Source organism: Pseudoalteromonas sp. MelDa3 (genome assembly GCF_002863625.1).
Taxonomy (GTDB): Bacteria; Pseudomonadota; Gammaproteobacteria; order Enterobacterales; family Alteromonadaceae; genus Pseudoalteromonas; species Pseudoalteromonas arctica.
Genome location: NZ_PJBR01000002.1, coordinates 44,747 through 62,689 on the forward strand (window position 1 = coordinate 44,747; position 17,943 = coordinate 62,689).

1 protein-coding gene is annotated in these 17,943 nt (G+C 44.8%); it reads left to right on the top strand.

What is annotated here, in order from left to right; genetic code table 11:
* Positions 1–106 precede the first annotated feature (106 nt).
* Entirely contained in the window at positions 107–17,836 is a 17,730-nt protein-coding gene (locus tag CXF89_RS00685; protein WP_121953508.1) for an Ig-like domain-containing protein, read from the top strand.
* The last annotated feature ends 107 nt before the right edge of the window (positions 17,837–17,943 follow it).

Genomic DNA, 17,943 nt, shown 5'->3' on the forward strand with positions numbered 1-17,943 from the left:
TTGAATTTTTCTTCTAAACCTGTACTTGAGTCCAGTATCTATGTGCTTTTTTTGTTCTACCTTTAATTTATTAGATTGTTATTTTAAAAAGTTTGAGGGTACCTAAATGGAAGCAAATCAACTTGTAGTTATTGATATTCAGGGTTCGGCGGGTGTTGTGTTGGATGATGGATCAATAAGAGCGTTAAACGTTGGTGACATTATTACCGTAGGTGATTTAGTTGTTACTGCTATTAAGTCGTCGTTACAAATAGATGTGCAAGGTGAAACCTTATCTATACCCGCAAATCAAAAGGTAAAAATAACACCAGACCTATTAGCGAAAGAAGCAAGAGACGCTAGCGAAACAACTGTTTTTGATGAAAGTTTAGATGAAGCAATCGCAAGCTTAGACTTAGGTACAGAACAAGACTCATCAACGGCAGCTAATTCAGATGTAACAGATTTTTTAGATGCATTAGAGGGTGATGGGGACATTTTAGATAATTTAGAGGCAACAGCCGCTGGTGGCGGTAATGCAGCTGGTGCAGATGGAGGTAGTTCGTTTGTACAGTTAACCCGAATTTCTGAAAGTGTTGATCCTAGTAGTGTTACTTTTGATTCTTCTTTTGATCAAAGCGCTACTGAAGCTTTTAATTTAAGAGATACTTCTGATGGTATTGTGCCTGACGCAACTTCGGCTTCTATTTCACTTAATGAGCTGGGCGTTACTAATTCATCACAACCAACAATTACCGGTACGAGTGAAAACTTAATTGGCGAAACGGTTAATGTAACGGTAACTGATGTTGATGGAAATTCTCAAGTAGTTAGTGTTGTGATTGGCCCTGATGGTACCTTTGAAATAACTCTACCAACTCCGGTTGCTGATGGCCCTGTGACCGTTGTTGTTGAAGCGACAGATCCTGTTGGCAACCCTATAAACGACACTATTTCTATAGAAATTGATACAACACCTCCGCTTATTGCTATTGATCCTGTTGCCGATTCTGCTTCGCAAACAGTGACAGTAACAGGGACTGTATCTGGGTTGATGAACACTGGGGATAATGTGTCAGTCACGTTAACGGATAGTGCAGGTACGGTACAAACAATTGTTACTCAAGTTGATGCGCTAGGAAATTGGGTTATTACTACTACCTCACCTTTATCTGAAGGAGAGTTTAACGTAAGCGCAGTGGCGATTGATGCCGCTGGAAATCAAGCTGTAGATCAAGCTTTAGCGAATGTAGATTTAACTGCTCCGGTAATCACAGTAAATGTAACTGATGAAACAAATAACGCAACACCACCACTTGTTGGAACAACAAATGGTGTTCCTGAAGGCACGCAAGTAACAATTACTGTTACAGATAGTGCAGGACAAATACAAACATTAACTGCGGTTACTCAAGCCGATGGAAGCTGGAGTGTAGAAGTTGGGACTCCTTTACCCGAAGGTGATTTTACTGTTGATGCACAAGTAAGCGACAGTGTAGGAAACTTAGCATCAGCAAGTGATTCAGGAGTAGTTGATTTAACGGCGCCTACGGTACAAATTAATAATATTAACGACACTCAAGACACCACGCCAACTATTACTGGTAACGCGCAAGATGTACCTGCAGGCTCTATTATTAGTGTGGTTATTACCGATTTTAATGGTCAAACTCAAACATTATTAACCCAAACAAACGCTGATGGTGATTGGTCTATCGACGTAACTACGCCATTGGCTGAAGGGCAGTTTGAGGTTGATGCAAGTGTAAGCGATGCTGCAGGTAATCAAGCCCAAGCAAATAACCAAGGTGTTGTTGATTTAACAAACCCAGATATTACCGTTACTGCAATTGCTGATACTAACGATACTACACCAACATTTGTAGGTAGGGTGGAAGACGCTCCTGCGGGCTCTGTTATTACAGTATTAGTAACCGATATTAACGGTAACGTACAAACTTTAACTACTTTATTAAATGAAGATGGCACATGGAGTGTTGATGCTAATGAAATCTTGCCAGGTGGTGAGTTTACAGCAACTGCGTCAGTAACCGATCCAGCAGGTAATGAGGCTACTGCGCAAACAAACGGCGAAATAACGTTTGCTCCTATTTCAATTCAAATCGATGCAATTGCTAATACTAACGATACCACTCCATTTTTAAGTGGTAACACCGGTAATGTGCCTGCAGGTACTACCATTACTTTAACTATTACGGCAAGCGATGGGAGTACATTTACATTACTTGCAGTGACGCAAGCAGATGGTTCATGGACTGCACAAGTAACAACCCCTCTACCTGAGGGCGACTTTACCGTAGTTGCTGCTGTTATAGATGACTCGGGTAATGAAGCGCAAGCAAGTGCAGTAGGTAATGTTGATTTAACTGTAAGCATTAATTTTATTATTGATACTAACGATACAACACCAACAGTTAGCGGCTCTACCCAAGACGTAGAGCCTGGTGCATTAGTAACCGTTACATTTACAGGAAGCGATGGCGTAACAGAAACTGTGCAAGTAGTTACTGGTGCTGACGGAAGCTGGTCAGTTGAGGCAAGTAATGAATTGGTTGAAGGTCCGTTTAGTGTAATTGCAACTGTGACTGATGCTGCGGGTAATACAGCTTCTGCAAGCGAAACTGGAGAAATTGATTTAACAGATCCTGCAATCACGATTAATCCTATTGAGGATACGAATGATGTAACTCCATCAGTAAGTGGTAACGTAATTGATGTACCTGCAGGGACCGAAGTTACATTAGTAATAACTGACAGTGAAGGCAATGAACAAACACTCACAACACTTACAAATGCCGATGGTACATATACAGCGGATATTATTGCAGATCTCAGTGAAGGTGATTTCACAGTAACAGCGAGTGTTAGTGATACTGCAGGCAATAGCAGTACGGCAACTGTTACAGGTACGGTCGATTTAACCGCACCAAGTGTCACTATCAACAATATTGCTGATACAAACGATACAACACCTACTCTTACCGGTTCTACCCAAGGATTAGCATCGGGCAGTGAAGTAACTTTAATTGTTACCGATAGTCTAGGAGCAGAGCAACAGTTAGTGACTACTATAAGTGCTGATGGTACTTGGAGTATTGAGATTTCAACTGCTTTAAGTGAGGGGGATTTTACCGTAACTGCTAATGTATCTGATAATGCGGGTAACGCAGCCCAAGATTCACAATTAGGCACAGTTGATACCACCCCTCCTTTAGTTGCAATAAATGACTTTGCTGATTCAAACGATACAACGCCTACATTTAGCGGAACAACAAGTGATGTAGCTCCAGGTAGCCTTGTTAGTGTTTTAGTTACTGATGCAAATGGTGAGTCTCAAACATTGACGGCGGTTGTGTCAGAAGATGGAACTTGGCAAGTTGGTGCAACTCAAGCTGTTGCTGAAGGCGACTTTACAATTACGGCAACAGTAACAGACGCTGCAGGTAATGAAGCAAGCGATACCGGTACTGGAACAATTGATTTATCAGCTCCAATTATAGCAATTAATACAATCCCAGATAGCGCCGATACTACTCCAACAATTTCAGGTTCAGTACAAAATGTGCCAGCTGGAACAACGGTTACGTTAATATTGACGGATGCTGGTGGTAATACACAAACAATTACAACACAAACGCTAGCTGATGGTAGCTGGACAGCTGATGCTATTAATGAGTTAGTTGAAGGTGACTTTAGCGTTAATGCCATCGTTAGCGATGAAGCAGGTAACCAAAGTGAAACTTCAGCACAAGGAACTATCGATAATACCGCACCAACTATTACGATTGATGCACTCGCTGATAGTAACGATACAACACCGACAATTTCTGGCACTGCAACGGGCGAGCCAGAAGGCACGGTTGTTACTATTACCGTGACTGATGAAGCAGGTAATCCACAAATAATTACTACAGAAGTGCTCGCTGATGGCACTTTCACTGTTGATGTGCCGAACGAATTGAGTGAAGGTGAATTTACTGTTGAGGTATCAGTTACAGATACTGCGGGCAATGAAACCACAGCAACTACGACTGGCGAGGTTGATACTTTAGCACCGGTGATCACGATAGATGCACTGGCTGATAGTAACGACACCACCCCAACTATTTCAGGCACCGCAACGGGGGAGCCAGAAGGCACGGTTGTTATTATTACCGTGACTGATGAAGCAGGTAATCCACAAATAATTACTACTGAAGTACAAGCCGATGGCACCTTTAGTGTTGATGTGCCGAACGAATTAAGTGAAGGTGAATTTACTGTTGAGGTATCGGTTACAGATACTGCGGGCAATGAAACCACAGCAACTACGACTGGCGAGGTTGATACTTTAGCACCGGTGATCACGATAGATGCACTGGCTGATAGTAACGACACCACCCCAACTATTTCAGGCACTGCAACGGGCGAGCCAGAGGGTACAGTTGTTACTATTACCGTGACTGATGAAGCAGGTAATCCACAAATAATTACTACTGAAGTGCAAGCTGATGGCACCTTTAGTGTGGACGTACCAAATGAACTAAGCGAAGGCGAATTTACTGTTGAGGTATCTGTTACTGACACTTCAGGTAATGAAACCACAGCAACTACGACTGGAGAAATTGATACTTCAGCACCGGTGATCACGATAGATGCACTGGCTGATAGTAACGACACCACTCCAACTATTTCAGGGACTGCGACGGGTGAGCCAGAAGGCACGGTTGTTACTATTACCGTGACTGATGAAGCAGGTAATCCACAAATAATTACCACTGAAGTGCAAGCAGATGGCACCTTTAGTGTGGACGTACCAAATGAACTAAGTGAAGGCGAATTTACAGTTGAGGTATCCGTTACTGACACTTCAGGTAATGAAACCACAGCAACAACGACGGGTGAGGTCGATACGGCTGCACCATTAGTAATAATAGACCCTGTTGATGATACTAACAACACCACCCCAACTATTTCTGGCACCGCAACGGGTGAGCCAGAGGGCACGGTTGTTACTATTACAGTTACTGATGAAGCAGGTAACCCACAAATCATTACCACTGAAGTACAAGCTGATGGCACCTTCAGTGTTGATGTGCCGAACGAATTAAGTGAAGGCGAATTTACTGTTGAGGTATCGGTTACAGATACCGCAGGGAATGAAACAACCGCAACAACAACGGGAGAAGTCGATACTGCCGCGCCAACAGTTACTATTGACCCCATAGGTGATACTAACGATACCACACCAACCATTTCAGGCACCGCAACAGGTGAGCCAGAAGGCACAGTTGTTACTATTACCGTGACCGATGAAGCAGGTAACCCACAAACCATCACCACAGAAGTACAAGCCGATGGCACCTTTAGTATTGATGTGCCGAACGAATTAAGTGAAGGCGAATACAGCGTAGACGTATCAATCACTGATACTGCGGGTAACGAAAGTACAGAAGTAACAACGGGTACTATTGATACCTCAGCTCCTGTTATTGCGATTAATGCACTCGTTGATAGTAACGACACCACCCCAACTATTTCAGGGACTGCGACGGGTGAGCCAGAAGGCACGGTTGTTACTATTACCGTGACTGATGACGCTGGTAACGAACAAGTTATCACTACAGAAGTGCTCGCTGATGGCACTTTCACTGTTGATGTACCGAACGAATTAAGTGAAGGTGAATTTATTGTTGAGGTATCGGTTACCGATACCGCAGGTAATGAAACCACAGCAACAACGACGGGTGAGGTCGATACGGCTGCACCATTAGTAATAATAGACCCTGTTGATGATACTAACGACACCACTCCAACTATTTCAGGGACTGCGACGGGTGAGCCAGAAGGCACGGTTGTTACTATTACCGTGACTGATGAAGCAGGTAATCCACAAATAATTACCACTGAAGTGCAAGCAGATGGCACCTTTAGTGTGGACGTACCAAATGAACTAAGTGAAGGCGAATTTACAGTTGAGGTATCCGTTACTGACACTTCAGGTAATGAAACCACAGCAACAACAACGGGAGAAGTCGATACTACCGCGCCAACAGTTATTATTGACCCAGTAGGTGATAGTAACGATACCACCCCAACTATTTCAGGCACCGCAACGGGTGAGCCAGAAGGCACGGTTGTTACTATTACAGTAACTGATGAAGCAGGTAATCCACAAACCATAACCACAGAAGTACAAGCCGATGGCACATTTAGTGTTGATGTACCAAATGAATTAAGTAAAGGTGAGTTTACTGTTGAAGTATCGGTTACCGATACAGCAGGGAATGAAACAACCGTAACAACAACAGGCGAAGTTGATACTGCCGCGCCAACAGTTATTATTGACCCCGTAGGTGATACTAACAACACCACTCCAACTATTTCAGGCACCGCGACGAGTGAGCCAGAAGGTACAGTTGTTACTATTACGGTAACTGATGAAGCCGGTAACCCACAAATCATTACCACTGAAGTGCAAGCTGATAGCACCTTTAGTGCTGATGTGCCAAATGAACTAAGCGAAGGCGAATTTACTGTTGAGGTATCGGTTACAGATACCGCAGGTAATGAAACCACAGCCACAACAACGGGAGAAGTTGATACCACAGCGCCAATAGTGACTATTAACGCGTTAGGCGATACGAGTGATACAACACCGACCATTTCAGGTACGGTTAGCGGGGAGCCAGCTGGTTCAACCATAACTTTAACAGTGACCGATGCTAATGGTGCAGTACAAACAATTTCAGCACAAGTAATTGCAGACGGAAGTTGGACAGTAGAAGTACCTGCGGCTTTAGCTGAAGGAACCTACTCTGTAGATGCAAGTATTAGTGATAGCGCTGGTAATGAAGGCACAGCAAGTGCTTCAGGCACAATTGATACAAGCGCATTGACTATTACCATTGATGTTATTGGCGAAACTAACGATCAAACACCTCAAATAAATGGTGATACTTTTAATGCACAAGTTGGCTCTCAAGTTGAAGTTCAGATCACTGACTCAGCGGGTGCAATAATTACTTTAACCACAGTTGTTGATGAAAACGGTCTTTGGAGTGTTACTCCGCCTGCAAATTTAGCTGAGGGCACCATTTTAATTAGTGCAACAGTAACAGACATAGGTGGTGGAACGGCTAATGCAGAGCTTGATGCTGTAATTGATATTACGCCTCCAACCATACAAGTAAATGAACTAGAAACAAGTAATGATACTACTCCAATTATTTCAGGTAGCACAACAGACGTAGCTTCAGGCACAGTTATAAATTTAACGGTTACTGATTCTCAAGGAGTTGTTCGTACATTTAGCACTACAACGGATGCCGATGGTAATTGGAGTGTTGAGCTTTCTCAAGAGCTGGCCTCGGGCGATTATTCTGTAGAAGCTGAAGTATCTGATGCTGCAGGAAATAGCGCTTCAACTACGGCTACCGGTAATATAGACACATCAGGACCTAGCTTAACCGTTGACTTTGAAGCTGTAACCAACGACTCAACGCCTACTATTTCAGGCACTAGTGATGCAGACGTTGGTACCAGCATCACGGTTGTTATTACTGATGATAACGGGGTTGAACAAACACTTACCACCACAGTAGATACAAATGGTAACTGGGAAGTAACTCCACAAACAGATTTAAATGAAGGTGATAACACCATCGAAGTGAGTGTATCTGACGAAGCAGGAAATACGACAAAAGTTACAGATACAATTACGTTAGACACGCAAGCGCCAACGCTCACCATTCAAAACGTAGGTGATGTTAGCGATTTAACACCCGAGCTTCAGGGCATCAGTAATGAAATTGGTGGCACCGTTACACTCACCATCACCGACAGCGCAGGTGCTGTGCAAACCATTGAGGCCCTAGTTGGCAGCGATGGTCACTGGAACATTGAAATTCCAGGTGCCCTTGCACAAGGTGATTTTAGCGTTGTTGCCAGCATTACTGATGCTGCAGGCAACGACACCACCACGAGCAGCAGTGGTAATGTGGATACCATTACACCGGTTGTCACCGTTGATGCACTGGGCCTGGGTAACGACAGCACCCCAGTTGTTAGTGGTACCTCAACAGAGCCTGCAGGCACGGTTATAAATATTGTTATTACCGACAGCAACGGTGATGAACACCCAATCACCGCCACCGTGGATGCAAACGGTGACTGGCAAGCAACCAGCCCTGAATTACCGGATGGAAGCTACACCGTACAAGCCAGTATCACCGATGATGCAGGCAACACCGGCGGTGCGACACAAACGGGCAACCTAGATACCTTAGCGCCGACATTGACACTGGATACCGTAGGAGCGACCAACGACAGCACCCCAACAATCAGCGGAAGCAGCAATGCGCCAGCGGGCACAGTGATAAACATCAGTGTAAGCGATGGCACCACAACCGAAATGTTCACCGCGACAGTACAAGCCGACGGCAGTTGGTCAGCAGATGTGCCGAACGCGTTAACTGATGGTCCACTTACTATCGAAGCAAGCGTTAGTGATAACGCCGGTAATACCACTACGTTAAGTGAAACCGCCATACTCAACACCACAGCGCCAAGCATCAGTATTAATGCACTGGTTGACACCAACGACACCACCCCAACCATTAATGGTACAAGCGATGCGGCAGATGGCACCACCATTAGTTTAACGTTTGAAGACAGTGCAGGGAATATTACGACTGTTGATACGACCGTAACGGGCGGCGTATGGAGCGTCGATGCACCAAGCGTACTAGCAGAAGGCGAATATACTGTCACCGCACAGGTAGATGATGGACTAGGTAATATCGGCAGCGCCACCGAAACAGGCGAGATTGACTTAACCGCACCAAGCCTTGTTATTGCAGACAATGGTGTTAGCAATGACACGACACCGACTATCTCGGGTACAAGCGATGCGCCACAAGGCAGTGAAGTAACCATTGTTGTCACCGACAGCAGCGGCGCAGCGCAAACAATGAGCGCCACCGTACTTGCTAATGGTACGTGGTCAATGCCTGTACCGATAGCACTTGCAGAAGGTGCATACACTATTAGCGCGAGTGTTGAAGATGTGGCAGGCAACGACACCACTGCCACAGGCACTGGTGAAATAGATACCATTGCACCGACACTTGTACTTACCAGTCCAGGCTCAAGTAGCGACATCACCCCGACACTCAGTGGAACAAGCGATGCGGTTGAAGGCACCGTTATTAACTTCACCGTGGTGGACGATCAAGGCAATACACAAACGTTCACCACCACGGTTGATGCAGACGGCAACTTTTCAGTCGAAGTGCCTAATGCGATAGCCGAAGGGCCGTACAGTATTAACGGCAACATCAGCGATGTGGCAGGTAACAGCACCAATATTACCGGCAACGGCACCATTGATACCACAGCACCAAGTGTGAGTGTAGATGCGCCAGTATTAACAAACGACAGCACGCCCACAGTGACAGGCACCAGTGATGCACCTAACAGCACCATCACGGTTACGTTTACAGATGCAGCAAATGCTACTCAAAGCATTGATGTACAAACCGATGCCAATGGTAACTGGAGTGCGACACCAACGACTGATTTAGCTGAAGGTAATTACAGCGTTAGCGCCAGCATCACCGATGCCGCAGGCAACACAGGTACAGGCACTGACAGCGGCGAAGTGGATGTAACTCCGCCAATCCTTGCCTTTACACCAACGTTTGAGCTTGGTTTATTAATTACTCTAAGCGGCACCTCTGATTTGCCAGCAGGCAGTGAAATTACCATTACCGAGCAACTTGTTAACGGTGGGATTGGTGCAACATATACCACTACAACGGATGCGGATGGCAACTGGTCATTAGTCGGATTAGATGTATCGTTACTTGATGTTGGCTCAGTGATCGCCACAGCGACCGATGCCGCAGGTAATACCCGTACAATTAGCTCAGATGACTTTGATAATACACCGCCGACACTCACTGTTGAGGTTGCAGCACAAAGCGACAGCAATACACCGGTTATTAGCGGCACAAGCGATGCGGGCGAGGGGGCACAAGTGACTATCGTAGTGACCGACAGCGCAGGCAACCCGCAAACCATCACCGCCTTAGTGGATGCCAATGGCAACTGGAGCGCCACACCAGCGACACCATTAAGTGAAGGTGAAAGCACGATTGAAGTAAGTGTGCGCGATAGTGTCGGCAACGAAACCACCGTGAGTGATACCACCACCATCGACACACAAGCGCCAACCTTAACCATTCAAAATGTAGGCGATGTCAGCGATTTAACACCTGAGCTTCAGGGCACCAGTAATGAAATTGGTGGCACGGTAACACTCACCATCACCGACAGCGAAGGCATCAATCAAACCCTTAGCACTGTTGTAGGCAGCGATGGTCACTGGGCAATCGAAGTATCGACAGCCCTTGCACAAGGTGAGTTTAGCGTTGTTGCCAGCATTACCGATGCCGCAGGCAACGAGAGCACCGCAAACAGCAGTGGTAATGTAGATACCATCACACCAGTTGTCACCGTTGATGCACTGGGTTTGAGTAACGACAGTACTCCAGTGATTAGTGGTACCTCAACAGAGCCTGAAGGCACGGTTATCAACATTATTATTACCGACAGTAACGGTGATGAGCACCCAATCACTGCCACCGTTGATGCCAGCGGTAATTGGCAAGCAACCAGCCCTGAATTACCAGATGGCAGCTACACCGTACAAGCCAGTATCACCGATGATGCAGGCAACACCGGCGGCACCACACAAACAGGCACCCTTGATACCTTAGCGGCGACATTGACACTGGATACCGTAGGAGCGACCAACGACAGCACCCCAACAATCAGCGGAAGCAGCAATGCGCCAGCGGGCACAGTAATAAACATCAGTGTAAGCGACGGCACCACAACAGAAACGTTTACCGCAACAGTACAAGCCGATGGCAGTTGGTCAGCAGATGTACCGAACGCGCTAACTGATGGTCCACTCACTATCGAAGCAAGTGTAAGCGACAGTGCAGGCAACACCACCACGTTAAGTGAAGGCGCAACATTGGATACCAATGCACCGAGTATTAATATTGATGCATTAATGGATACAAATGATACAACGCCGAATGTGAGCGGTACCAGCAGTGCAGCAAATGGCACTATTATCACCGTCAGTATCACGGACAGTAATGACATAACAAACACGGTACAAACAACCGTTACAGACGGTATCTGGAGTGTTGAAGCTCCTGTTGACTTAGCTGAAGGCAGTTATGAAGTTGAAGCGAGTGTTACAGATGGAAGCGGCAATACAAGTACAGCAACAGAAAATGGTGTAGTGGATACGACCATTCCTAATATTGCCGTAAATGATGTAACCGTGACTGATGACACAACACCTACGATCACCGGCACAGCGAATGCGCCACAAGGTAGCACCGTAAGCGTTGAAATCACCGACAGTAATAATATTACTCATACCGTAACGACCACATTAGGGGTTAATGGCACATGGAGCGTAGCAGCCACGCAAGTACTGGCTGAAGGCACCTTTACAGTGAGCGCCAGTGTGAGCGATGCCGCAGGCAACGAAGCCACTGCCACAGGCACTGGTGAAATAGATACCATTGCACCGACACTTGTACTTACCAGTCCAGGCTCAAGTAGCGACATCACCCCGACACTTAGCGGCACAAGCGATGCCGTTGAAGGCACCGTTATTAACTTCACCGTGGTGGACGATCAAGGCAATACACAAACGTTCACCACCACGGTGGATGCCGATGGCAACTTCTCAGTGGAAGTACCGACTGCACTGGCAGAAGGACCATATAGCATCGAAGCAAGTATTAGCGATGTGGCAGGTAACAGCACCGATATTACCGGCAACGGCACCATTGATACCACAGCACCAAGTGTGAGTGTAGATGCGCCAGTATTAACAAACGACAGCACGCCCACAGTGACAGGCACTAGTGATGCACCTAACAGCACCATCACGGTGACGTTTACAGATGCAGCAAATGCGACTCAAAGCATTGATGTACAAACCGATGCCAATGGTAACTGGAGTGCGACACCAACAGGTACATTAGCCGAAGGTAATTACAGCGTCAGCGCCAGCATTACCGATGCGGCAGGCAACACAGGCACCGGCACTGACACTGGCGAAGTGGATATAACCGCTCCGGATCTTGAAATTATTCCATCGTTTTTATTAGGTAATTTAGTTTCTCTTTCGGGGGATTCTGATTTACCGGGAGGCTCTGTAATCACTATTACAGAGTACCTAGTTGGGGGATTAGTTGGTGCAACTTATACAGCGACAACAAATCCTGATGGTACGTGGGGGCTTGCAAACATAACAGTACCATTACTAAACCTTGCCTATGTGACTGCCAGTGCAACGGATGCCGCCGGTAATGTAAGAACAATCAATACACTTGATTTTGATAACGTAGCGCCAGAACTAACCGTTAGTGTTGATGCTTTATCTAATGACAGTACGCCAGTAATTAGCGGAACCACCGATATGGGGCAAGGCACTGTAATTGATGTGACTGTCACCGATAGTGCAGGGCAAAGCCAAGAGTTTACTGCGATTGTTCAAGCCGATGGCAGTTGGTCAGCAGATGTACCAGCAGAGCTAGCGCAAGGTCAATACACTGTTGTTGCAGAGGTTAGAGACAGTGTTGGTAATTTAACAACGCAGCAGGCTCAAGGTGAAATAGATAGCGTTGCTCCTACATTAATTGTGAACGAAGTTAACGTGACAATAGATACAACCCCTACAATTTCAGGCACGAGTAATGAGATTGGTGCTGATGTAACCATCCTTATCGGCGGTCAAACACTAACAGCAACAGTGGGTACTGATGGCAATTGGCAAGTAGATGTCCCCGTAGCACTTGTTGATGGTGATTATACGGCTCAAGTAAGTGTTACCGATGATGCTAATAATACCAGCAGCACGGCTATTGATTTAACAATTGATACCCAAGTACCTGTTATTGTACTTAATGACATAACTGTATTTAACACTGAGACACCAGTTATAAATGGTACTTCAACTGAACCACAGGATACGGTGGTCGATATAGTTATTACAGATAACAACGGTGATATACATACTTTAACCGCAATAGTTGATGCTAACGGCGATTGGCAAGTTACGGCGCCAAGCTTGCCAAATGGCAATTATGATGTAGAGGTAAGTATTACCGATGATGCTGGCAATCAAGGAGTGGATACAGGCTCGAGCTTTATTGATACTCAAGCACCAAGTATTACTATAAACGCATTAGGTACAATTAATGACAGCACGCCAACTATTTCAGGCACATCCAATGAACCTGAAAACACGAGTATTACAGTAACTGTGACCGATGGAGATAGTACCGAGACTTATACAACTGTTGTTGGTGCAGGTGGTGCTTGGACTGTAGATATTACAGATGCACTGACTGATGGTGAAGTTACAGTTTCTGCAAGTGTTACTGATGCCGCAGGGAATGAATCAGTTGCAAATAGTACCGCAATGTTAAATACCAATGCGCCTACAATTAATATTAATACAATTGCTGATACAAACGATCAAACACCAGCAATATCAGGCACAAGTAGTGCGGCAGATAATACAGAAATCACGGTTGTCATAACTGATGTTAATAACGTTTCACATACTGTAACTACAACTGTGGTGGGTGGGGTGTGGAGTGTTGATGCGACAGATATTCTACCTGAAGGTGAATTTACTGTTTCGGCAAGTGTAACTGAAGGAGGCTTAACGAGTAATACAACAGGTAGCGGTGTTATCGATTTAACTCCACCAGCCCTTAATATTACACCGCTTACAATTTCAAATGATACAACGCCAACAATTTCAGGCACAACTACAGCTCCACAAGGCGCCATAGTCGCTATTTTAATTACAGATAGCTTAGGTGTCGAGCAAACGGTTAATGCTACTGTTGGTGCAAATGGCACATGGTCAGTCGCTGTAAGTACAGAGTTGAGCGAGGGCACTTACACGGTTTTAGCTTCAACAACAGATACTGCAGGTAATCCTGTAAACACAAGTATTACAGGGGAAGTTGATATAACAGCACCTGTTGTGACTATTAACGATATTGTTGGAAGTACCGATCTAACTCCAAGTATTTCAGGGAACGTGACAGGAGCCATGGTAGGTGATGCAGTTGCTGTGATATTTACCGATGCACTCGGGAATAAGCATACTGTAAATACAACAGTTCAAACGGGTGGTGTATGGTCTGTAGAGGCAACTAGCTCTCTATCACAAGGAGATTATTCAGTTGAAGTATTTGTTACTGACAGCGCGGGTAATACCGGGGATGCAACAAATACAGCAACCATTGATACAATTGCTCCCGAAATTAGTATTGATCAAAGTTCATTAATACTTACCCAAGACAGCACGCCATTAATTAATGGCACATCAAACGAGCCAAATACAAACGTTATAGTTACGTTTACTGACTCAGCTGGAGTTTCTCATCAAATTACCGTACAAACGGATGAAAATGGTGACTGGCAAGCCGCTGCAGATAACGAATTAGCAGAAGGGGGCTACAGTGTTACGGCAACGATTACTGATAGCGCAGGGAATACCTCTGTTGATAGTAAAACGGGTGGCGAAGTAGATACAGTAGGGCCAGAGCTTACTATTGTGCCTTCGTTCCTATTAGGTCAATTGGTTTCTTTATCTGGTACTTCTGATTTAGGTGAAGGTAAAACAGTCACTGTTAATTTAGAATTAGCAGGTGATTTGGCTAACTTAACTTACGATGTAACCACCGATGCCAATGGCGATTGGGTGTTATTAGGCCTAGCGGTTAATATTATTGGCTTATCGGTTGTTGAAGCCTCTGCAACCGATGAAGCGGGTAACACCACCACTATAACTACGGCTGATGTAGATGCTTCAACGCCATTACTTAATGCGGTAGTTGACTTTACTACTGGCCAGGGAGATTTGCCGATAATTAGCGGTACGACCGACCAAGCCCCAGGCACCGAAGTGCTAGTGAGAGTGGTAGATAGCGAAAATGTAGTACAAGAGCTTACGGCTATAGTGCAAGCCGATAATACGTGGGCTGTGCAGGTTCCTCAATCATTGGCTGAAGGTACATTCAGCGTAACAGTTGACGTGTTAAGTGAAGTCGGTATTACTACCACGCAACTACTTACCGCAGTGGTGGATACAATATCGCCAACACTTGGCTTAGAGGTTATTGGCACAACATCAGACTCCACGCCAATTATCCAAGGTACCAGTGATTTAATTAATGGTGTTGTTGAAATACAACTTGATGGTGGTTCAGTTTTAACCACTACGGTTAATGCAGCTGGGTTATTTTCACTCGAGGTAGATGCACTAACTGAAGGGCAGCACGTTGCTAATGTGAGTATTACAGACGAAGCAGGTAATGTAGTAACTGATACGCTTGAATTCGTCGTTGATACGCTAGTACCAGTAGTTGGAATTTTACCACTGAGCATTAGCGATACCGATTTATTAACTATTTCAGGCACATCGGAAGAGCCTGAAGGTACAGACATTGACGTAACTGTTATTGGTAGCAATGGTGATGAAACAGTATTTGATGCTGTAGTTGGTAGTAATGGTACTTGGTCTCTAGTAACCACCAGCTTATCTGATGGTGTTTATGATGTGTATGCGAGTATTACTGATGCCGCAGGTAATACTGGGCAGTCAGCCATTGAACAAGTAACTATAGACACCATTCCACCAGCGTTAGAAATAGATGCGTTCGGAGTACTTAATACTCTAACACCAACAATTACAGGCTCTAGCGATGAGGAAGTAGGGAGTTTAATTACTGTAAATATCACTGACTCAACAGCCGCAGTACAAACAGTTACTACTACTGTTTTAGGAGATGGCACTTGGTCTGTCATTGCTTCTTTATTACCTGAAGGAGAAATTACAGTTGAGGCCATAAGTACCGATAGCGCTGGTAATACAACCACTGTAAATCAAATAGGTACTGTCAGTACAACCTTGCCAAGTTTGTTGATAAACCCAATAATTGATACAAGCGATACAACGCCTACGATTACAGGTACCACGGATGTATTAGCAGGTGATGTACAGGTAGTTATTACCGATAGTAGCGGTACAGCAACGACATATAACACCACAGCCATTGCCGGTGAATGGACTCTAATACCTACAACACCATTAGCTGAAGGCGCCTTTACTGTAAGTGCTACAGTTGAAGACTTAGGGCTTTCAAGCTCTACAAGTCTTGGTGGAATAATTGATTTAACACCACCAACAGTTGAAGTTGATCAATTAACTGTAACCAATAACCCGCTACCGACTATAACAGGTATAAGTGATGCACCAGCAGGTACAAATGTGAGTGTTGTTATTACTGATGATAATAACGATTCACAAACTATTACCGCTCAAGTTGCAGGCAATGGCACATGGTCTGTAACAGCTACCAGCGCGCTTAGTGAAGGTGGTTTTAGTGCTACTGCGACAGTGAGTGATGCTGCGGGTAACTCATCAAGCGATACAATGGTGTCAAGCACAGACTACACAGCGCCAACTGTAGTCATAGATCCAATATTGGTAGGGCAAGATACAACACCTACTGTTACGGGGTCAGTAACTGGAAGCTTTGCAGGACAAAATGTTATAGTTATGTTTACTGATTCAGCTGGTGCCACTCATAATGTTCAAACAACAGTTGGGCCTGATGGAACTTGGAGCGTGACCTCTACACAAGTACTTCCTGAGGGTAATTACAGCGTAGATGTAAGCATTGCTGATAGCGCAGGTAATACAGGTACGCAATCATCAAGTAGCGCAATTGACTCAGGTATTACAATTGACTCGGGGTTAGAGCTAACCGCAGATCAAAATCCGCTTGTTACAGGGACTGCTGGCGCAGGTGAAACTATATTAGTCACCTTTAGCGGTGCAACAGTAGTCACTAAACAAGTAACTGCTAACGCATCCGGTGAATGGAGTGCTTCACCGGATACGGAGTTAGCTGATGGGGCTTATACTGTAACAGCTGTCGCAACTGATGCATCAAGTAATACAACATCAAGCGGTAGTTTATCTGGATTGGTTATTGATACTACACCGATCAACTTTACAGTAGAACCTGAGTACTTACTTAATTTATTGGGTATAGGGATATTGGTTGGCTACGAAGGGACATCTGATGGCGGTGAGGGAAGTAAGGTCTATATTCTCGACTCATTAGTTTTAGGCATTGATTTAGCATTAACTTCAGCGCCATATGCAGTTGTAGATGCTCAAGGTAATTGGGACTCTACCAACTTAGATCTGAATGCTTTAGGTTTACTGGGTACAGGCCTTGAAAACACGTATTTCTATACTGTGGACGAAGCTGGTAATTACCACGTTAAAAATGGAAATGATGTATTTATAGAGTCAGGCAACATTTACGATAGTGGAGTAAGCGCTGCTTCCGGCGACACAATCCCTGCATCATTTAGCGAAGAGTTGGCTTTAGGCGATACAACCCCTAATGAAGTTTCAAGCAACAATGTATTAAGCACTGAAACGATTGATTTAGGTAACTTGAGTGGTCTATCAGCACCTGAGCAAACTGTGCAAGTAAGTTCGGCGGAGCCACTTAATATTAATGACGTAATCATTGATGAAGATGCAGAGCAGCTTATAGCGCTAAATACACTGGTTGAGGATGAAGGCTCTGCAATTGCTTATACTCCAGCTCAAAGTGGGGGAAGCATTGATGCAGCAGCACCTGCGGTTGATGTACAAAATCAATCGGAAGAGATGATTAAACACTTAATTGAAAGTAGTAATAATCAAACGGATATTTAATCTCAATAAAGCCTTCTTAATTATTTTTAAGGGGGCTTACATTATTAAGCAAATGGATATTATTTATAACGAAATTTAAGAACAAAGGACATTAAAAAAGCCTTATT

What these genes read in the sequence shown, in the direction of transcription:
- CXF89_RS00685 (WP_121953508.1), top strand. Translation starts at nt 107, where the DNA reads ATGGAAGCAAATCAACTTGTAGTTATTGATATTCAGGGTTCGGCGGGT.